The organism is Psychrobacter sp. PG1 (assembly GCF_014897815.1).
GTDB lineage: Bacteria > Pseudomonadota > Gammaproteobacteria > Pseudomonadales > Moraxellaceae > Psychrobacter.
This window is the reverse complement of sequence record NZ_JABUZG010000081.1, coordinates 53782-75054: the sequence shown is the minus strand read 5'-3', so window position 1 is coordinate 75054 and position 21273 is coordinate 53782. Positions and strand designations below refer to the sequence as shown.

Annotated in this window: 13 protein-coding genes; 7 read left to right on the top strand and 6 right to left on the bottom strand. The window is 42.3% G+C overall.

Features of this window, described 5'->3' with window-relative positions; genetic code table 11:
• Window positions 1-174: 174 nt before the first annotated feature.
• Complete coding sequence (locus INT03_RS12465; protein WP_193009196.1) at window positions 175-4440, top strand: NACHT domain-containing protein; 4266 nt, start codon at window positions 175-177, stop codon at window positions 4438-4440.
• A 126-nt stretch (window positions 4441-4566) separates the two neighbouring features.
• On the opposite strand, the gene rpoD is transcribed toward INT03_RS12465, so the two are convergent.
• The 3 genes from rpoD to INT03_RS12450 all read right to left on the bottom strand — a co-directional run bounded on the left by rpoD (window position 4567) and on the right by INT03_RS12450 (window position 10586).
• Entirely contained in the window at window positions 4567-6483 is a 1917-nt protein-coding gene (rpoD, locus tag INT03_RS12460) for an RNA polymerase sigma factor RpoD (RefSeq protein ID WP_045452235.1), read from the bottom strand.
• A gap of 529 nt (window positions 6484-7012) precedes the next feature.
• Window positions 7013-9175, bottom strand: coding sequence for a DNA primase (locus INT03_RS12455; RefSeq protein ID WP_193009195.1), 2163 nt, complete (start codon window positions 9173-9175; stop codon window positions 7013-7015).
• Window positions 9176-9383: 208 nt separating this feature from the next.
• The gene (locus INT03_RS12450) at window positions 9384-10586 is read right to left on the bottom strand and encodes an outer membrane protein assembly factor BamD (RefSeq protein WP_193009194.1); all 1203 of its coding nucleotides are present in this window, start codon (window positions 10584-10586) and stop codon (window positions 9384-9386) included.
• A gap of 781 nt (window positions 10587-11367) precedes the next feature.
• Between INT03_RS12450 and INT03_RS12445 the strand changes: the two genes are divergently transcribed.
• From INT03_RS12445 to INT03_RS12435, 3 genes are all read left to right on the top strand, one after another.
• Window positions 11368-12606, top strand: coding sequence for an RluA family pseudouridine synthase (locus INT03_RS12445; RefSeq protein WP_193009193.1), 1239 nt, complete (start codon window positions 11368-11370; stop codon window positions 12604-12606).
• Window positions 12607-12712: 106 nt separating this feature from the next.
• Complete coding sequence (locus INT03_RS12440) at window positions 12713-13675, top strand: polyphenol oxidase family protein (protein ID WP_193009192.1); 963 nt, start codon at window positions 12713-12715, stop codon at window positions 13673-13675.
• An 86-nt stretch (window positions 13676-13761) separates the two neighbouring features.
• The gene (locus tag INT03_RS12435) at window positions 13762-14364 is read left to right on the top strand and encodes a flavodoxin family protein (RefSeq protein WP_193009191.1); all 603 of its coding nucleotides are present in this window, start codon (window positions 13762-13764) and stop codon (window positions 14362-14364) included.
• Window positions 14365-14467: 103 nt separating this feature from the next.
• Here the strand turns inward: INT03_RS12435 and INT03_RS12430 are convergent, their stop codons facing one another.
• Window positions 14468-14653, bottom strand: a complete 186-nt coding sequence (locus tag INT03_RS12430) for a hypothetical protein (RefSeq protein WP_193009190.1) — start codon at window positions 14651-14653, stop codon at window positions 14468-14470.
• 642 nt (window positions 14654-15295) lie between these two features.
• Here INT03_RS12430 and INT03_RS12425 point away from each other — a divergent pair.
• The 3 genes from INT03_RS12425 (at window position 15296) to INT03_RS12415 (ending at window position 19269) form a co-directional block, all read left to right on the top strand.
• Window positions 15296-16765, top strand: coding sequence for a cytochrome c (locus tag INT03_RS12425; protein ID WP_193009189.1), 1470 nt, complete (start codon window positions 15296-15298; stop codon window positions 16763-16765).
• 165 nt (window positions 16766-16930) lie between these two features.
• Window positions 16931-18532: a flavin monoamine oxidase family protein gene (locus tag INT03_RS12420; RefSeq protein ID WP_045452247.1), complete on the top strand. Its 1602-nt coding sequence runs from the start codon at window positions 16931-16933 to the stop codon at window positions 18530-18532.
• A gap of 104 nt (window positions 18533-18636) precedes the next feature.
• Complete coding sequence (locus tag INT03_RS12415; RefSeq protein ID WP_193009199.1) at window positions 18637-19269, top strand: c-type cytochrome; 633 nt, start codon at window positions 18637-18639, stop codon at window positions 19267-19269.
• 154 nt (window positions 19270-19423) lie between these two features.
• Here INT03_RS12415 and INT03_RS12410 read toward each other — a convergent pair whose 3' ends face one another.
• Together INT03_RS12410 and INT03_RS12405 are read right to left on the bottom strand one after the other, a co-directional pair.
• Window positions 19424-20725 carry a PD40 domain-containing protein gene (locus INT03_RS12410; RefSeq protein WP_109591351.1) on the bottom strand — a complete coding sequence of 434 codons (1302 nt, stop codon included), beginning with the start codon at window positions 20723-20725 and terminating at the stop codon, window positions 19424-19426.
• A gap of 91 nt (window positions 20726-20816) precedes the next feature.
• Window positions 20817-21260 (bottom strand): cell envelope integrity protein TolA, encoded by a 444-nt coding sequence (locus tag INT03_RS12405; RefSeq protein WP_193009188.1) that lies wholly within the window; start codon window positions 21258-21260, stop codon window positions 20817-20819.
• Between the last annotated feature and the right edge of the window lie 13 nt (window positions 21261-21273).

Here is a 21273-nt window from a genome sequence, read left to right as displayed (position 1 = left end):
CTTGGGCGCAACTTTAATTATTGGGATTGGTATAATTTTTCACTCTGATGAATGTGTCAGAATTTGATGGTTTTGTAGCTCTTGATAAAAAATAGATAGAACGTATATGGTTTTATCTATACATCATGGTCAGGCTAATGAAGGGTACTTCCTTATAAAAAATTTGGAACTTATATGTTGAATTATATTGAAGTGGATAGACAGTTTTCAGCTGTTTCTAAAGATAAAGATGATTTGCAAGATATTGAAAATTACCTCAAATTTAATACTGGACAGTCTGAATCATGGGATTTAATTTTAAGTGAGTATCGTTGTGTTGTACTCGCTGAAGCAGGCGCAGGAAAAACGATTGAGTTCAGGGAAAGAGCTTCTTTGATGAAGAGTAAAGGGGAGTATGCATTTTTTATTAGAATTGAAGATATTGATCGTCATTTTTATGAAAGCTTTGAAGTTGGCGATGAGGAGGCGTTCGATAGTTGGTTAGATTCAGATGAAGAAGCATGGTTTTTTCTAGACTCTGTAGATGAAGCCTTACTTACCAGTCCAAGAGCATTCGAAAGAGCAATACGGTATTTTGCCAAAGCGATTAAGAGAGGTCAACTTAGAGCACACATATATATTTCTAGTCGACCTTATAGCTGGAGAGCAAAGACTGATCAAGAATTAATGGATGAGGTTTTGCCACTAAAGGGCAGTGATTGTCAAGAAGGGTCTACTAGTAAGGATAAAAAACCTCCTAGTACGCTTAAAGTTTATAGCTTACGTCCTCTGGATAGAGAAAAAATCGCTGCATACTGTCAAGAAAAGGGAGTTAAAGATACTGATCAATTATTAGATGAGGTTGAAAGGATTGACCTTTGGAGCCTAGCTGAAAGACCTTTTGACTTAGATGCAATAATCGATAAATGGAAAGAGGATAAGTCACTTGATGGACGCCTAGAGCTTATACAGCATAATATTGATCTACGGCTCAAGGAGAGTCATAGCGCTGGCTCTCGTACCGCATTAAATACAGATTTGGCGCGCAGCGGGGCACAGCGCTTGGCGGCAGCTGTAGTATTAACAGGAAATGCAGAAATTAATGTACCTGACTCGGAGCGTAATAAAAAGGGCATAGATGCAGACACCATACTGTACGACTGGGATAAAAGTGATGTAAAAAAGTTATTAGAAAGTGGACTGTTTAACGACATTTTATATGGCGCAGTACGGTTTAGGCATAGGGATATACGTGAGCTATTGGCAGCAGAATTTTTTAGTTCGCTAATTAAAGATAATTATAATCGTTTAAATATTGAATCCTATTTTTTCAAAGACTCTCTTGATGAAAGTATTGTCACCCCTTTACTTCGCCCAGTACTTCCGTGGCTTATTTTATTTGATGACAATATCTGTGCTAAGACTCTGAATATTACACCAGAAGTTATCATCGAAGGTGGTGACCCTTCTAAACTATCTGTATATACAAGGCAAGACGCAATTTTAAAGCTTATCGACAATATCGATAAAGATCGCTACAAAGCTTATACGGGTAGCGATATAGCTATCGCCAATGTTGCCCAATCTGATCTAGAAAGTAATGTGCTCGAACTTATTAACAATCATAAAAGCAACGACAATATTATCTTATTTCTCAGCCGATTAGTGCTTCAAGGTGGAATGGCTAAATGTGTCGATGCATTGATACCTATAATTATCGATAATAATAAAGATAAGTATACGAGAACCATGTCAGCCAAAGCGGTTATGTCTTGCGGAAGTCGAGAACAGAAGAATGCTGTATGGCAAGGTGTCAATAATTCTGATAAAGAGATTCCAAGATGGTTGCTATCAGAGTTAGTTGTTGATGCTGAACCAAATACCGCAACTATTGATTTTATTATTGATGGAATTGCTAAGTTAGCCGAACCGAATGATTTTATGCCAACAGGTTTGACTAGATCTATGTCTAGATTTATTGATCATGCAGATGGTGAAGTTGTTTATTATCTATTAAATAAGTTATATCACTACTTGAATGTAAATGATTTTTTTCAAAAAGAAGAGTGTGAGGTGTCAAAAAAAGATGCTTGGCTGATGAGCGTGTCATTGAAGTGTATAGAAAGATTGGTTTTGACAAGGAATAGATACGCTTTATCAGAGGTATCGTTTTCAATGTTGATTAAGGCAGTCTTATTAGAGTTTCATCAGGGAATATATGTCGATACGTGTAAGAATAATCTGCACAGTATATTACCTCAATGGGTTGAAATGAATGATGCTTTGTACTGGCATAGCGTAGAAGACGCAAGAAAAAAATTTGGTAGGAACGATAAGTCATTTAATCATGACTTACATCTATTCTATAGGCAAAATTACTGGAGGTTTGAAACGTCTGACTTTTCAAGAATGTTAGCGTATATCGGGTCACGAACTCTAGATAATGATAAGCTAGTCGCACTTGGTAATGCTTATCGAATATATCATCAGAGCGACTGTCCCATTAATATGTTGGAAGATTTGCGTAAAGCTGTATCAGGAAATAGTGTACTTGAGGATAAATTAGAAAGATTACTGAATCCTGAAAGTAGTGAAACAATGAAAAAGTATGAAGAAGAATTAAAGATAAGTCGTGAAAAGTTTAAGAAAATACAAGAAGATCGAGAAAAAAATGACAAAGAATGGATAACACATTTAAGCAATAATCCATCGGAGATTAGTAGCCCTCCAGAAGGGAAAAACAATATTACAGATCATCATTTATGGCTATTAAGAGAGCTAGAAAAAGATAGCCCGAATATTACTCGTCAGCATTATAGTGACTGGAGAAGTCTTACTCCCAAGTTTGGTAAAGAGGTTGCTCTAGCATACAAAGACTTTTGTATGAATTATTGGCGAAGTCATAGACCCCCATTAAAATCAGAACAGAATTTTGATAATTCAATTCCTGCCGCTTTATTAATTGCTTTATCTGGTCTAGAAATTGAAGCCAATGAAATCAGTGGTTTCCCCAACTATTTAGACACTAACGACCTTAATACAGCATTGCGTTACATTACTTGGGATATTAACGGTTTTCCCAGTTGGTTTGAAAGAGTGCATAGAGCGTTTCCAAAAGCCACAGAAGATGCTATATGGAAAGAGCTACTTTGGGAGTTAAAAACCTGTAGTTCTGAGGGTTCTTTGAGTCATATTTTGCAGGACTTGATTCGTCATGCTCCTTGGCTTCATGAATTGATGGCTGGCAGAGTATTAAAATATTTGATGAGTCGTACCAGTCCACTTATTATTCGTAAAGAATACTGTGTAAAGATATTGATTGAGGGCGGTGTTGAATCTGGAAAGCTAGCCATACTAGCTGATAAATATATAGCACTTAATGCGGATAACTATAAAGAAGTGGCTTGGTGGTTTGCACTATTGGTTGATAATGATGCAAATAGTGGTATCTCAAGGCTGAAGAGCTGGCTACTACTGCTGAACGAAGAAGATGCTCAGCAAGTTGCTGCGATATTTATCACAGCATTATTAGGTGGAACTTATACTCAGAAAACAGTGTATTACGCAGGAAAATTTAAGACAGCCCCTCATTTGAAAACTCTTTATATGCTGATGCATAAATATATTAAGCCAAGCGATGATATACAGAGAGCTGGCAAAGGCGTATATTCGCCGACCATTCGTGATGATGCTCAAGATGCTAGAGATAAATTATTACACTATTTGGTAGAGATACCAAGCAAAGCGAATTATTATGCTTTAAAGCAAATTTCTGAAGAATATAAAGATGGATCTCAAAAGCTGTTAGTTCAAAGACGAGCTTACGAAATGGCGGAGAGATATGGAAACTTAATACCGTGGTCTGCCGAGCAGTTTAAAGAATTTCATAAATCCAAAGTATTACCTCCTCGAACACATAGACAGCTTTTCGAGTTGGCTGTACAACAGTTAAATGCGCTTAAAGGTTGGATAGAGAATGGTAATGACAGTCCGTGGCGAACTTGGCAAAAAGCGGCAGAAGAGAATGAAGTCAGAACCCTCATAGCGGGCTACCTAAATCAGAACAGTAAGAATCACTATACCATTGCTGAAGAGCCTGAATTGGCTAATGACCAGCGAATGGATATCAGGCTTGCTAATCCAAATGTCCAATCCCCAGTGCCTATTGAGTTAAAGTTACTTGATAAAAACTGGAGCGGTAGAAAGTTATGTGAGCGACTAAGAAACCAGCTGGCTGGCGACTATTTAAGAGAAGAATCAGCAGGATGCGGTATATTTCTTTTGATTTCCTTAAATACTGAAAAAAACTGGATGGTTGAAGGTAAAAAAGTCAGTATTGAAGGTCTAGCACCAGCCCTAAAGGAATATTGGAAAGATATTTCCCATGGATATACCGGTGTCGAAGAAATAGATGTGATAGTTATTAATATGAATAAACGAGCACTGGTTTCTAATACGTAAGCGGTCAGATATCAAACCGTGATTTTTGCATTCTTCAATATGCTAAATAATTAACTAGAGCTTTTAAAGTATAAAAAAAGCCGAGATAAACTCGGCTTTTTTATTGGTGCTTAGTTTGCTTTATGATTAATCATTCTCTAAGAACGAACGCAGATGCTCAGAGCGTGACGGATGACGCAATTTACGCAGTGCTTTTGCCTCAATCTGACGAATACGCTCACGTGTTACGTCAAACTGCTTACCCACTTCTTCCAAGGTATGGTCGGTTGGCATGTCGATACCGAAGCGCATTTTTAGCACGCGTGCTTCACGCTCAGTCAGATTGCCCAATACATCACGAGTCGCTTCACGCAGACCAGCTGCGGTCGCATCATCAACAGGGCTTGAGATCGTACCATCTTCGATGAAATCACCTAGATGCGAGTCTTCATCATCACCGATTGGTGTCTCCATAGAGATAGGTTCTTTGGCGATTTTCAGTACTTTACGGACTTTAACTTCGTCCATCTCTAAGCGTTCACCTAACTCCTCAGGCGTTGGCTCGCGTCCCATTTCTTGTAGCAATTGACGTGAGACACGGTTTATTTTATTAATCGTCTCAATCATATGCACAGGGATACGGATGGTACGTGCTTGGTCAGCGATAGAGCGGGTAATTGCCTGACGAATCCACCATGTCGCATAGGTCGAGAACTTATAACCACGGCGGTATTCAAATTTATCGACGGCTTTCATCAGACCGATGTTACCTTCTTGGATTAAATCCAAGAATTGTAGACCGCGGTTGGTATATTTCTTCGCGATAGAAATAACCAGACGCAGGTTAGCTTCGACCATTTCTTTTTTGGCGCGGCGAGCTTTTGCTTCACCGACTGCCATACGGCGCGCGACATCTTTCATATCGTGGATTTTCATGTCGAGCTGTTGCTCGTAGTCACGAATGCGACGTTGCAATAAAATAACATCATCAGTGACTTTTTCTAGCGTACCAGCAAACGCAGGCTTACCTTTGATGCGCTCAATCAACCAATCAACGTTGGTTTCGTTGCTAGGGAAAGTCTTACGGAACTCTTCACGTGGCATACGTCCACGGCGAATGACCAAACGCATGATTTGACGTTCTTGCTTACGCACATCATCATAGACATCATGCATGATAGCCATGACTTGGTCTGACAAGCGATTGTTCAACTTTAGCATCATAAAGCGTTCGGCAAGTAAGGCATAAGCAGTATCTGCTTCTGTGCTACCACGGCCATAATCTAGCAAGGCTTGCTTGGCTTTAATAAATAAGTGTTCGATTTCTTCTAGACGCAGACGTACTTCTTCAGGATCGATACCGCTGGTTTCTTCTTCAGCTTCCTCTTCAACGTCGTCTTCATCCTCGTCCTCATCATCAAGCGCCGCTGCTTTGGCTTTTGCTTTGATCACAGGCGGATTTTCTTTCTCTTCTTTTATGCGTTCACGTTCTTCTTTTGCTGCCTCTTTTGCTTCTTGGGCAGCGATTTTGTCTGCTTCGGTCTCAGGATCTAAAAAGCCAGTAATGACGTCAGAAAGCTTTTTTTCGCCATCTTGTACTTTTTGATACTCATCAAGGACGAACTGTACGGTGCCCGGCCAGTAAGACATCGCATGCTGTACGTCACGAATGCCTTCTTCGATACGCTTGGCAATGGCGATCTCACCTTCACGGGTCAATAGATCAACCGTACCCATTTCACGCATATACATACGCACAGGGTCAGTGGTGCGACCCGGCTCAGTCTCAACAGAGGCCAATACCGCCGCTGCCTCATCCGCTGCCATGTCATCATCGCTTGAATCGTCGTTCATCAAGATGTCATCGGCATCAGGCGCAGATTCAAAGATTTTGATACCAACGTCGGTCAGCATTTGCACAATATCTTCGATCTGATCGCTTTCGGTAATAGAGTCGGGCAGTTGGTCATTCACCTCAGCATAGGTGAGATACCCTTGCTCTTTACCCATTTGGATTAAGGTGGCCAGTTGAGATGTGGACTTAGAAACTGACTTATCGTTCATAAATACTCGCTTACTTGCATCGGACATTTTTATATTGTGACGCGCTATCGGTCGCTCAGTGCGTTGATATAATCAATCGATTCATCAAAATATGGCGTAGAGGTTGTCAATAATATCAAAAATGAGTTGATATGAATAAAGGCTCAAAATACTACAATTACAATGCTAAAAAACTGCTAGAAATTAGTAACGCTAAAAACTCTTCAAGATAACATTATCTAAATAATATATAAAAATAACGGTACCTAAAAACGGATACTTCAAAATAATATCTAAAATTTGTGCTTAATGAGGCGGATTTATCGTCATCTATTAAATCGGGCTATAAATAGTTAGCGACACAGTTTAACACACACCAGCGTAATCAAGCACGAAGTAGTGATATCTACCGACCATTTTTTACCGATTATTTTATATCAGCCAAATGATTAAATGGCAATACATGCTATTGGGCATAATCATTAGTAGTGGGGGCAGCCGCTATACTTTTAAAGGGTTAGAGATTTTTTAGCAAAAATAATGGCAAACGTTAAGATTTCACCGTCGCCATCTGCGCTGACTGCTCAGCTTGCTGCGCGCGTAGCCAATCATTTAATAATTGCGACTGCTTACGGACAATCGCCAGCTTGATATGATCAGGATTTTTGATAAGCTCTTGCATCTTTTTTTGCAGATGTAACTTGAGCAACTGCATCACCAAGTTTTCGATCAACTCATCCAAGCTCAAAATATTTCTGCCAATTAATGTCTTATAAAATCCGCCCCAGCTACGGCTAAGTGTGTCTTGGGTGATTGGTTTGACATTAGACAATATAAAGTGTGCGGCGGCGTTGGCATCTTTGGGTAAATGATTCAGGCAGCGTTTGATGGTGCTAACGATATCCAGCAGGTCGGTATCTTGCAGATCTTCCCAAGCAAGCGGACGCAAGATGTCAGGCGCGGCTTTTTGCTTGATGTGTGCTGGCAGCTGTAAATCATTAATACCTGCCTGCTGCCAAATGGCTTCGATAGGGTCTTCAATTAAGGCACGTGGCTGAAACAAAAAACAAAGTTGCAATTGCTGACTGATGGTCATGTCACCATCAAAATCTAGCAGCGCATCTTTGGCTTCGATATTTTGGCTACGTTTACCACCCAGCTTCTGATAGACGTCATTGTTCAGCAAATAGCGAAAGCTACTGCCTTTAGGTAATGCAGTGGTCAAGGCACGTACTTGCGACATGAGCTTGGCTTTGCCTTCTGCCAAGGTTAAATCGTAACGCTCGCTTAAATAGGCAAAAATATACTGTGACAATGGCATGGCATTCGCGATTTGCTCACGCATGGCATCGCCGCCCTGACTCTTAATAAACGTATCAGGATCATGATTATTTGGTAGGGTCAAAAACCGCAGTTCTTTATCATCGGCCAGTACTGGCAAAGCCACTTCAAGGGTACGCCAAGCCGCTTTTTGTCCTGCGCTATCGCCATCAAAGCTTAAAATTAGCGTTGGATTGAGTGTCAATAGCCGCGAGATTTGGCTTTCATTGATCGCCGTACCCATCGAAGCGATAGCACCATAAATACCCGCTTGATAGAGGGCAATCACATCCATATAGCCTTCGACCACTAGCCAGCTGTCGGCACGTTGTTGGCGTGATTCGTAATAGCCATACAGCACATGCTGTTTATGAAAAACGGGCGAGTCAGATGAGTTGATATATTTAGGTTTGACTTCATCATCGAGCGCCCGCCCACCAAAACCAATGGTGCGTCCTTGATTGTCTCGAATCGGGAAAATGACCCGATCACGGAGTAGATCATAATCGCGCCCTGACTCTGATTGGCGCACCAAACCAAGCGCCTTTAAGCCTTCAATATCTTGTGGAAACTGATGCTCAAGATGCTGCCACCCAAAGGGCGCATAGCCTAAGCCAAAGGTCTCAAAGATGTCTTCTGTAATACCACGCGATAAAAAATAGTGCTTAGCATGCGGATGAATGGTGAGATTATGCTGATAAAACTGCTGGATTTGCTCTAACAGCTCATACAGGTTACCGTCTTTATCGGAAACGCTATGATCATCGTACAATGCCGCAGCGTCAGTATCGCCACCTGTCAACCATGCTGGCGGATAGCTATTATCATCTTGGTAGTCTGTGCCATAAGAATCTTCTGGATAAGACGCTGAGTCGTAAGCATTTAGCGGTGGATACTCATCGTAGCCGTTGCTACTATCGTGATAAACGGGTTGATCGGTATCGCCGTACTGGTTTTGTTGCTGAATAGCCGAAGTAGCGTTAATAGAAGGTACATCAATTGCTTGAGCAGGACTTTTAGCGTCGATAGTCGGACTAGGTATTGACGGTGGTGCAATCGGCTTTGGTGCACGGCGCTGGTAGCTGACGTTTTGTTGCTCTTCTTTTGGGACTTCGATGCCCGTCTGCTTTGATAGCTCATTAACCGCTTCAATAAAAGTTAAGTTTTCATAATCGCGTAAAAAACTGATGGCATTACCGCCGACGCTACAGCCAAAGCAATGATAGATGTTTTTTTGTGGATTGACATAAAAAGAGGGCGACTTTTCACCATGAAATGGACAGCAGCCTTTAAACTCACTACCAGCACGTTTAAGCGTCGTATGACGCCCAATGATACTGATTAAGTCAGCTTGGCTATTTAATTGGTCGAGAATGTGATTTGGAATACTCATGCAAAAAACAGTTTACCATAGGTGTATTATCTTAAGCATAGGCAATATTGGGCGCAAACAATATTGGGCATAGATAATGAAACAGAAACAGAAAAAATAAGGCCAACTCTGTCGTTGACCTTATTTTTTTCATGATGTGCGTTGATGTACTAAAAAGAAGAGACGTTCTCTTAATTAAAAGAGAGAGGTTGCCTCAAATCTAGCGTATTTATTCATCATTCATATCGACATCTGCTGGCAGGATATCAATCCCTTGAACAGGCAATGTCGTACGGCGTACAGGATTGGTGTTTTGCGGATCGACATTGGCTTCTCTTGCCGTAGAGCCAGTGCTCGATTGGCTAGTAATGCGCTCAGCGGAGGCTTCAGGCAGACCCAAGCCGACATTGATGCCAGTATTGGCGCGCACAGGTGAAGTACCTTGCGCTGCACTGGCTGCTGCTGCATTATCGCTTGGCAGTCTCAATTGACTGGCGTTACGAATAACCTGAGTTTTGGTCGCGCCGTTATAGTCGCCTGTCGCAACTGATGAAGTATCTTTGTTAAAACGACTTAACTGTCCAAAAGTCAATTTGTTGATGAAAGAACGCTCACGTTTGGTGTCGAGTTTAACGCGTCCATCAGCACTTAACATGTTGGGATAATTAATCTGCAATAGAGTTTTGTATTCTGCTGCCAAATCAGACATACCCAATTTGTCATAGCTATAAGCTAAGACCGCGATTGCGTCAGGGATGGATTCACTAAGTGGATAGTATTGAAACACCCATTTGGCACGGTTAACAGCAGCGACATAAGCTTCGCGCTCGATATACCAGTTGGCTGCACTCATCTCACTTTCAGCAAACTGATTATAAATGAAAGTCATGCGCTGAGCGGCATCTGGCGCGTAAGGGCTGTTAGGGTACTTGTTAATAAGCTCTTGAAAGTTAGCGAAGGCAATACGTAAATAGGCGGTATCACGCTCAGCTTGATTGAGCTTAAACAGTTTCAGACCTTCTGATGAGCCTTGCATATTGGCGACGCCGCGCACATAGTAAGCGTAGCTGACTTGCGGATTAGAAGGATATAGGTTAATAAATTGCTCAGCGCTGGCGGCTGCCATTTCATACTTACCACTGGAATATTGTGCGTACATCATGTCGAGTAATGCTTGCTCAGCGTATTGTCCAGTAGGATAAAAAGTGCGCAGATTGGTCAAATCTTCGATGGCTTGTGTATAGCGGCCTTTATCAATCTGGGTAATGGCGTCGTTATAATAATTCTGCTCTGATTTTTCGGCAGTTTCTACCGCATCGACGTCTTTACCGCCAGTCAGATTTTTGAAAGTCTGACAGCCCACTAAGTTTACGCTTAGCGCAAGTAGGGTTATTGAGGACAGTTTGATAAACGTATTGCCAACAGCTTGCATACTTCTTCTCCGACACAAGACGTATAATAGCAGCGACGCTATCATACTAGATATTAGGTTAATGATAAAAAACGATGCGTAGGCATCAATAGTGGTCTGTCATCTACTATGTCAATCATCGGACATACCAGTTATCGTTATTAAAAAACGCTTGATGGCATAGGGTTTATATCAAACCAAATGCTTTTAATAAAAATTCGATAAGCATACAGTGGCATAGCATACAGCAAAATATGGCTATACTTTATAGAATAACGTTTGCTTCGTCTATTTTTTCGCCATCTATATTGTACTTAATCCAATCGTGCTCATCGAATTTGAGTCAGTATCGTACAGTTATTAGTCTACTGCAACGCATATACGATATGCTGCTGCTCGCAATGAGCTGTACACCAGCGCATGTCAGTTTGGCATTTTAACATGAGCTGCTGTCACGAGCGATATCGAATGTCGCTGACACTGACAAATATACAGTAAATTACAGCAATGTCATATTTTAGAGAGTTAAGTACGGCGCTGACGCTCGCTGCGGTATAATCAAAAAATGACAGATAACACACAGCTTCTATAGGGCTTAGGCGCTTGGCGTGATACACTAGCACGGTATTGCCTCCGCTTTTTTCGACGACGATCGCTTTTATGATAAGTGATTGATAGCGAATGGCCTTTTGTTTTTTATAGCGTTACGCTTAACACTTTATTAGAAATTTTCTCAAAAGCTACCTTTCAAAACCATGTTAGGCGCTTTGCCATATATAAATCTGCTATGAATAATAATGCTATGACTACCCATTTACCACCGAATCAATCACGACAGACTGATTCATCAGCACAAGAGTCACCGATGCCAAATGACATTTTAAATAATAGTGAATTACCTGACAATAATCAGTCGATGCTTGATGAGCAAAGCCATAGCGATCATGTTTTAGAAGAAGCTATGCTAAAAGATAGTGATGTGCTTGACGACGATATGATAGATAGCAGCGATGAAGATGCTGACGACATTGATGATAGCGACGATGATGAAGCGTCAGCCGCCGGTCAAGTGGTGCCAGTAATTATTAATATGACGCATACGGTTATAGAAGACGAAGCAGGTTTACGTATTGATAAATTGGCTTCAAAAATATTTACCGATTTCTCACGTGTTCAATTACAAGGTTGGATCAGTGATGGCAGCCTACTGTATAACGGTGGCGTGCAAAAACCGAAAATTCGTGTCAGAGCGGGTGATGTGATGCAGTTAACGACCACATTAGAGCAGCATAGTGAAGATCAACCAGAAAATATAGACATCGATGTGGTCTATGAAGATGATGACGTATTGGTCATCAATAAACCTGTTGGCATGGTAGTGCATCCTGGTGCGGGCAACCAAACCGGCACCTTGGTTAATGCACTGCTGTATCACTATCCGCAGCAGCACCATTTGCCGCGTGCAGGTCTGGTGCACCGTATTGATAAAGATACCTCAGGGTTATTGTTGATTGGTAAAACCAAGCCAGCACAGCTTGCGCTGATGGAGCAACTAAAGGACAAATCGGTCTATCGTCATTATCAATGTGTGGTAGCAGGGGACGCAGCGAGTCTATCGCGCCATCGCCGTATTGACGCCCCAATCGGTCGTCACCGTAATCAGCGTACTAAAATGACGGTAATGACGGCAGGACGCGAAGCTGTGACACATTTACTGAATGTGACCGCGCTTAATGGCAATTATTGCCTGTTGGATGTAGGTCTTGAAACGGGACGCACTCACCAAATTCGTGTGCATTTAAGTCATGTTACTTATCCGATAGTGGGTGATCGTGTCTATGGTGGTCGTCGTCAATTGCGGGCAGGACTGACAGAAGCACAACGTCAAGCGATTAATAATTTTCCACGTCAAGCCTTGCATGCCTACACACTGGGTTTCGTACATCCAACGACAGGTGAAGATATTGAAGTTACCACACCACTGCCTGAAGATATGCAGCAGTTAATGGCTGTGCTAAGTGATGGCTATGATGACGAGTAGACCGCTCCTTGTAGGCGAGAGCGTAAAGTCGCTTGTAAAAAACAGAGCCTAGTAGTAAATAGCGATCCGTGACATAAAAATGACTCATTAAGACGGTAAATTAGCCATGACTCATCAGTTTCCTATGACATTGCTTGCACAGATTGATGATGTGGCTGTTTTTCAAACAGCTGCCTTTTCAAGCGATGACGTTGACGCACAAGACCAGCCCACAGAACAGCTAGTACGACAGCAACGTCAAGCGAATTATGGTGAACTAAATTTAGGTTTGCATGTCAATGACGATGCTGCAAAAGTACTGAGCAATCGCATGCGTTTATTATCTGCCATCAATGAGCAGCTTGTACCCTCATCGTCGACATGCCAACAGGTACCCATCAAACGCTTACACTGGGTTAACCAAGTTCATGGTAAGCAAATTCATGATATTGATGGCACAGCGCTAGGTATGATGCCAATGTCTGCTGACGCGATGGTCAGTCGGCAACAAGGGCTTGGGCTGGCAATAATGACGGCTGACTGCGTACCGATAGTCTTATATCAGCCAGCCAGTGGTCAAATGGCAGCGATTCACGCGGGTTGGCAAGGTCTGGCTTGCGGGGTTATTCAAGCGACTGTGCACTGTTTTACGCAATCGGGACAAATCGAAGCTTGGATTGGTGTTTGTATCAGTCAAGACAGCTATGAAGTTGGCGCTCAAGTTCGCAATCAATTATTGAAAGGTTGCACAGAAAATAAGTTATTGAACACAGCCAGTATTGAACATTTTGATTCGTTATATGTCATAGATTCTGTGGCTACTATTAAAGGCGATAGCAATACTCAACATGTACAGGATACGGTTGATAAGCTGTCAAGCTGTGACAAAGTTGACGCAATGAAAATCAAGCTAAACTTACCAAAGTTGGCAGCGGATCAGCTTAGTGCGGCGGGCGTTATAGTAGATGACACATTATCTAGCAGCTGTAGTTATGCTGATGACCACTATTACTCTTATCGGCGTCAAACGCATTTGCAGCAGCCTGCTACAGGTCGAATGGCGCTGGGCATTGTACGTGGCGCTGCTTAGGATTACGCTATTTGCTGTTGCGCGCGATTAACTGTTGAACTTATATTGTTTTTATTTAACCATTTATAGCTATTATTAGAGTTTGTATGAATACACCTGCCAAACCGTCCATTACTGATAGCATACCGACTGTAGCTATTGCTGTTATTTATCATAGCAACTACGGTCATACCAAGCGCGTCGCTGAAGCGATCGTCGAAGGGGCGCGCCAGCAATTGCCAGCAGCACAGGCCAAAGCCGTTGATGTCCACAAGGTTGACTGGGATTATTTGGATCAGGCGGATTTGCTGGTTTTCGGTAGTGCCGTATATATGGGTAGTGTCACTGCTGAATTTAAGACTTTTATGGATGAAACCTCAAAGCGCTGGTATCATCGTAAATGGGAAGGCAAGTGGGCAGCCGCTTTTGCCAACTCTGGTGGGCTGAGCGGTGATAAGCTGGCGGTATTGCAGCAGATTTCTTTGTATGCGATGCAGCATGGCATGAACTGGATTGGATTACCGCTGATGCCGACAGGTCATGAGGCTCATGATTTAAACCGTTTATCTAGCTTTTTGGGCTTGATGACCCAGTCGCTTGATGGTCCCCCTGAGGAAACGCCAGGACGTGGAGATATTGATACGGCTATTTGGTTCGGCGATCATTTGGCCAAGACAATTATCAAGCATCAGCCGGCGGCACGCCCTTGAAATGAATGGCTATTGGATCATTCAAGGTAATTTATTAAACATTAAAGGCAGATATCAAACCGATATCTGCCTTTTTTCTGCTTATTTTATGAGTGTGATGGCACTATTTTTGATTTTTTGTACTGGTATTATTTTGAACTTGCACAGTGGTGGCAGGCGTATTTTTGACCAAGATGCTATTGGTAGGGGTGGTATTCACAGGGATAGGGCTGTCGACAAACTGAAATGATTGGCAGCCTGTCATTAACAGGGCTGATGTAAGTATATAAGCAAGGATTGGTAACTTCATAGTGGTGTCTCAGGCGGCGATCGGCAATGTGGAAATAGCGCCTATCATAAACAAAATATGGTGCGGTGCAATAGTTTGTTTCGTAGCATTATAAAAATCTGACTGGTAAAAAAAGCGAGTGCTAACTTAAGTCTATGTATCTATTATGTACAACTAAAATCGATGATGACAAAAAATGAAGCGCATATATGACAATTATCTATAATGATAGGTTTTTTATAAAAGATATGCACCCAAAAAATAGAACTTTAGTTACTGATTTTAAAGGTATTATTTAAATGACCTATTATTACAATATAAAAAAATATATTACGTTATCAAAAACTGATAATGACAATGCGGTTCTTTACGTTTTGTAAAAATTTGAGACCAATACGTTACTCATTAAGTAATAGTAGCGAAATAGTCTTACATTAGTAGAGTGAGTAGACATCATTTAGTAACCATGCTTAGTAACTACGCTTATGAAATTACTTTTGTCACGCTATTTTACTGGATGATTTGCTACCTCACTTAATGGACTATCAATTGAGTATAACAAGTCGTCACTCATTAAGGCTTGCTCAATATAAAATGTTTCATCTCAATCATTCATCCTAATAATAATTACAACACCCTAGGTGCCCGCTATATGAGGATATTATGAAGCCACTTTCTGTGATGTTATCGATGCTCGTCATTGGTATGACCTCCAGCGCTGCGATGGCTGAAGGCGCAAGCGTCGTCAATACCAGCCTAGCCAATGCTAGCTTGCCTAATGCCAGTTTACCTAATATTAGTCCAGCCAATAGCGAGCTTGTCAATCGCGGTGCTTACATTGCCCGTGCGGCCGATTGCATGGCATGTCATGGCGAAGATTATACTGGCGGTAAAGCGATCGAAACGCCGATGGGAGATATCTACTCAACCAATATTACCCCGTCTAAACGTTATGGTATCGGCGATTATACCGAAAAGGATTTAAAGGCTGCGTTGCAAAAAGGTCGTACGCCAAGCCATATGCTTTACCCTGCCATGCCATATCCTTCTTATAGTGGCATGAAAGAAGAAGATATCAGTGCGTTGTTTGCTTATCTGCAAACCGTACCTGCTGTCGATGAAGCACCGAAATATAAAACTGACCTGCCATTTCCCTTTAACATTCGCAGCTTAATGATTGGCTGGAATTTTCTCAATGTCCCGTCTACTGAAAACCGTGATGGTCTCACCGAGACGCAGCAACGTGGTGAATATATTGTCAATAACTTAGAGCACTGCGGCACTTGCCATACCCCGCGTAATAGCACTATGGGTTTCAATAAAAAAATGTATCTATCAGGTGCTCAGCTTGGTCATTGGCATGCACCAAATATCACGTCTGACGAGTCGAGCGGTATCGGTAGTTGGAGTGAACAAGATATCGTCACTTATCTGCGTACTGGTGAGCTTGACCAGCGTGCCTATGCGGGTGATCCTATGGGCGAGGCGGTTGCACATAGTACGCGCTACTTAAAAAATGAAGATTTGAATGCCATTGCTTCTTATCTAAAAGCGGTGCCTGCTATCCAAACAGATGATAAGGTCGCAGCCGTTGATGTCTCGCGTTTACCAACACCCATTAGCGAATCTATCACTCATGATTTACTGGCGCAAAAAGATTATTTAGCCCAAGCCAAAGTACAGGTGAGTAATGGCAGCAATTCACCAGAATCGCTATATTTGGCAGCTTGTGGTAGCTGTCACGGCGTTGACGGTTATGGTCAGCCTGATGCGCGTTACGCTCCTATCGTTGGACTCAGCAGTATTCGCCGTGAGAAACCTGATGCGCTGGTCAATATGATCCTTCATGGGGTAGAAGGCGCGACTAACACATCACCTATCATGCCAGGGTTCTCAGATGAGCTAAATAGCGAGCAAATCGCTGGTATTACCAATTATGTGCGTGTGAATTTTGGTGGTCTCAACAGTAGTGAGGTGAGTGCTAGTGATGTTGACCGTATCGCAACGACAGGTACTGACAAGCCCTTCTTAATCAAATATGCGGGCTTACTGGCAGTAATCGGTATCATCGTGGCTATTATTATCATTGTGTTTATTATACGAGCCATCTTGCGGTCTAGGCGCCGTCGTTAACTCATTGATTTTATAAAGACGATTTACATATTTATTATAGGACAAGATCTACAGGCAATATGGTAAGGCACAACAGCTCGAAAAACAGACGTAGAACTAATCCGAGCTGATTAATAATACATATGCCTACCATCTTGCAGGAACGTCTACTTTAAGGACACTATTATGAAAGACATGCTTCAATCACCAACGCGGCGCCAACTGCTCTCGATGATTGGTAAAACAGCGGGCGCGACTGCGATGTATCAGGCGATGACGACATTAGGATTCGCGTCAGAGTCGAGTTTTAAAGAGACCATGGATCTTAAAGGTGCACCTCCTGGCGCTAGTATCGTCATTCTTGGTGCGGGTCTTGGCGGGCTGACTGCAGCTTATGAGTTACGTAAAGCGGGTTACGATGTCAAAGTGCTCGAATATCAAAATCGTGGCGGCGGTCGTAGCTGGACATTGAACAGCGGTGATAAATATACCGAGCTTGGCGGCGAAGAAGTCACCTGTGATTTTGAAGAGGGCAATTATTTTAATGGTGGACCGTGGCGTCTGCCAAGCCATCATTATGCCGTCTTCCATTATTGCAAACAGTTTGGCGTTGAAATGCAGCCCTTTATTCAAACCAATGATCGTGCTTATTTGCATCGCAGTACTCATTTCGACGGTGTGCCGCAGCGCTTGGGTGATGTGAAAAACGACATCCAAGGTCATGTTGCAGAGCTGCTATCGAAATCAGTTAATGTCGGTGGTCTTGATCGCTCGGTCAATACTGAGGACAAAGAAAAGCTATTAGAAGGCTTAAAAGGCTGGGGGGTGCTAGATAAAGATTATCGTTACCGCGCCAGTAATGAAACCAGTAAACATCGAGGCTTTAGTGTGTTTCCGGGTGGTGGCTTGATGCCTGATGCGACGCCATCAAAACCTTTGCCGATTAGTGAGATACTAGATTCAGGTATGTGGGCAGATATTTATGGCAACCATATGACTTATGGTCATCAACCGACGATGTTTCAGCCAGTAGGTGGTATGGGGAAAATTGGTGATGCGTTCACCCGTGAATGCCGCGATATGATTGAGTTTAATGCAAAAGTTACTAAAATTCATCAAGATGACAGTGGCGTCACTGTCGATTATGTAGACAGCAACAGCCCAGATGGTGCCACCAAGACCATTCGTGCAGATTGGTGCGTGTGCAATATTCCATTAACTGTATTAACGCAGATGGATATCAATGTCTCAAAACCAATGAAGCAGGCGATGGCCGCCGTGCCTTATGAAACCTCTTATAAAGTTGGTCTAGAGTTCAACCGCCGCTTTTGGGAAGAAGATGAATGGATATTTGGTGGTCTGACTTATACCGACATGCCCATTGCGCAAATTGCTTATCCTTCACAAAATATGTTTAAAGATGGTACGGGCGTGCTACTCGGTGCGTATGGTTATGGTCCGACGTCTTATAAGTTTAATACCTTAACGCCGCAAGAACGTATTAATGTTGCCCTTGCTTATGGTAAATACATCCATCCTCAGTATCCAAAAGAATTCCGCGCAGGGACATCAGTTGTCTGGCACCGCATCCCATGGACGCTCGGCTGTTACGGTATTTGGAATGAGTCGACCCGTCGTCAGCATTACGACACCTTGTGCAGTATTGATAATCGTATTGTGCTGGCGGGCGAGCATTGCTCACATATTCCGGCATGGCAAGAAGGCGCTATTTTATCTGGTATGGATGCCGCCAAGCGCCTACATAAAAAAGCAAAAATGCTGGTTTAATAACGCTTGGGTTATATAAATAACTATAAGATTCAGAGGCTATCATGGACAATGCAATTGTGAAGAAGGCAATCGTGGAGAAAGCAATCTTGAAGAAAAAAGTCATGAAAAACATGACACTCAAACTGCTGACGGTGATGCTGCTGAGTGGGATAAGCAGTGCAGCACTGTTGGGCTGTAGTCAACAGCCAGATGATGAAGTGACGGTTTCCAGTGTACAAGATCAGGATTCCTTAACAACCAATGACTATCAAGCAAGCCGAAATACGGGTGCGTGGGGCGGCGTTTATATGAGCCGTGAGGAGCTTACTGCACCTGCTATCAATATTGTCGATGACAGCTCGTTGCCCAATATGGAAGACGACCCAAGTATTACTGAATGGGATGCAAAGTTTGAAGGCACAAATGGCTTTGTGACGACAGATGGCAAAAAGCTGTATCACGACTCTTGTGCGGCTTGTCACATGCACAAAGGCGAGGGTGCTTACGGTGCAGGCTATTATCCGCCACTGGCGAATAACAGTAAGATGCAATCAAAGTATTACATCATCGATATCTTGATTAATGGCTTTCGTGGCATGCCCTCATTCCATGGAATGATGAACGATGCACAGATGGCGGCGGTTACTCAATATGTGGTCAGTGACCTAAATGGTTTTACCGATACCGTGACTGCTGAAGATGTGGCAAAACTGCGGCATCCAAATCCATCAGCGGGTGATCCGAGTGATGATTAATGGTGTTTACTAATTTAGTCAATAATTGTCCAATACATGCTAGTAGCGAAATGATTTAACCGTACCTTGCTCATAAAAAAGCGCCTAATAAATAATTAGGCGCTTTTTTATGAGCAAGGCTTTATGGATTAAGAAAGATAATGAGAGAGAGGGTTTATTTAGGACTAGATGACCAGACTGGTGAGCGAATCGTGCCTTGACCAGACTTACCAAACGACTCGCCACCATTCAATGATTTGATGGTTAATACGCCTTTGCCACCTTGCTTTGAAGCGTAAACGACACGCTTACCATTAGGCGAAAAGCTTGGCGCTTCATCGATACCCGTATTGCCCAAGTTAGTAGTGACCGCGCCGCCGCTATTCATGATCGCCGCTGAGCGACCACTTAAAAAGGCAATTTGTGAGCCATCGTTACTAAATTGCGGGCTGGTGGCATAGCCGCTACTTGATACCTTAGTAGTACGTCCTGAACCAAACTCATAACGATAAATCTGTGGTTTGTTAAATCCAGTTTTGTCTGATACAAAAACAAAGGATTTGCCATCAGGCGCATAACTTGGTTGCACTTCGCTGCTTGGCCAATTGATAAGCCTTCTAGGTTGACCACCACTGGCACTCATCTCATAAATATCGGCACTGCCTTCAAAGCTACTAGAGAATAATATCTTGCTGCCATCAGGAGAGAATGATGGACTGAGATTGCTGCCAGGGAAGGGGGTTAACGGAGTTGCACCGCCACCGCTCACACTTTGTACATAAATAACGGGATAAGATTTATCACGTTGTACGGAATAAGCAATACGATTGCCATCTGGTGACCATGTTGGTGAAAAGATAGAACCAGTTACTTCAGTAATGGTTTTGGCATTTTCGCCATCGGCATCCATCACTTTTAAACGTGAGACTTTTTCTTTACCAGTACCAGTCTCTTCAATATAAGCAATACGCCCTGAAAAGTCACCTGGCGTACCAGTAATTAGCTCATATACTTTATCAGCGATGACGTGACCAGCATAGCGCATACTTTCTTTGTTATTGTCAGCCGTTAAACTTTGTTTGCCTTCGATTACTCTACCAGATTTAACGTCAATCACTTCGTAATCGGTTACTATTTTACCGCGATTGCTGCGGGTGCTGCCGACCACTAGATAAGGAATCCCCATGCTTTGCCATACCGGCAATGTGCCTGCCAGCTCGCTGCTACTGCGCGGCTGCTGTGGTAGATCTTTGCTAGTCACTTTTAGCTCTGTTTTGCTTAAATCATTTAGAATAATCGGCGATAATACAGAATCACCAGCAAATGGCACAAAGGCGACTTGATTTTGTTGTCTTGGCGCGGTGACAGTCATATCGAGCACCATTGATTCAGCGGCATAAGCAGGCACTGATAACAAGGGAGTGATTAACAACAGGCTTGAAGTGGCACGAAGGATAGAATGTGTAGATAGCTTCATGAAGTAATATCCTAAAATAGAAATAATTGGTTCATCATACAGGCTTAATTATTATTTATAGTGAGATTAACTGTACAACGTTAGGTGTTTTTTATTGAACGTTAATTTTAATTATCAAGTCTTTAAAGCTTTCAGGTTTATTTAAGCCAATGGGTAATGGACTAGCAGATAGAGCAGCTTTTTCCACTGCCTGATTTACAGCAGGATTTGCACCTTGAGCCTTAACAGATAACACATTACCTTTTTCATCCAACTTAAAGTATAAAGTAGTTGTTGATTCTGGGGTAGCAGTGGGTAGAGTAATATTACGTTTAATTTTTTCTAATATAGCTGTTGTTACATGACTCTCATTACTTAAATCATTTTTTCTAGTAGTAATAGCGGCAAACAAGGCTTTTTGATCCATAAACTCATTTTGGACATTATGGCTTTCTGGTAATGTGCCAGCGACAGAGTAGCTAGGTAGTATAGAGAAAGATAGCAATAGCAGCAAAGTTGAGGTATTACGTAATATATGACACTTGCTTAAACTCATAAACCAGAACCTT